We start from the raw sequence: 787 nt of genomic DNA, 5'->3' as shown, positions 1-787 counted from the left end.
ACACGACGGTTAAGACTTGTGCGGCCGATGGTACTATGCTGGAGACGGCATGGGAGAGCAGGTGGATGCCAGGATTATATGGGGGTGTAGCTCAGTTGGGAGAGCACCTGCCTTGCAAGCAGGGGGTCAAGAGTTCGAATCTCTCCATCTCCATTTGATACAGTATTTTCTGTATCAGCCATGTACTTTGAAAACTGCATATTGAATCAATATCTAGAATACATGAATTTCTGAGATAATATCAAAGAAAAACATATTCAAGACATCCGAGGTGTTACATCGAAAGATGTAACCAAACAATAAATGTAACTCGTCGTGAGATAACATCAAACGATAACCTAAGACCAAAGATACAACGCTATGTATCTTAGATGAGTAGTCCGCACCCGCAGATGAAAGTCGTTTGGTTAAGCTATAAAGAGCGCAGGGTGGATGCCTTGGCACTAAGAGCCGATGAAAGACGTGATAAGCTGCGAAAAGCTTCGGGGAGGAGCAAATATCCATTGATCCGGAGATATCTGAATGGGGAAACCTGGCTGAGCAAACCTCAGTCGTCGTAACGTGAATCCATAGCGTTACGTCGGGAACCGCCTGAACTGAAACATCTAAGTAGGGCGAGGAAAAGAAAGAAAACTCGATTTCCAAAGTAGCGGCGAGCGAAATGGAAGGAGCCTAAACCAGAGCGCGTGCGTTCTGGGGTTATGGACCGCAATAAGTGACTCGTATGATAATGGAAGGGTCTGGGAAGTCCCGCCAGAGAGGGTGAAAGCCCCGTACATGAAATCAG

1 tRNA gene and 1 rRNA gene are annotated in these 787 nt (G+C 46.3%); both read left to right on the top strand.

Annotated elements, in window-relative coordinates:
• Positions 1 to 80 precede the first annotated feature (80 nt).
• Positions 81 to 153: transfer RNA gene (locus ACESON_RS15190), tRNA-Ala, on the top strand.
• 252 nt (positions 154 to 405) lie between these two features.
• Positions 406 to 787 (top strand): 23S ribosomal RNA (locus tag ACESON_RS15185); the annotation flags it as partial.

This window comes from Lachnoclostridium sp. Marseille-P6806 (assembly GCF_964238185.1).
Lineage (GTDB): Bacteria > Bacillota > Clostridia > Lachnospirales > Lachnospiraceae > Brotaphodocola.
This window is presented reverse-complemented; position numbering and strand designations above follow the sequence as displayed.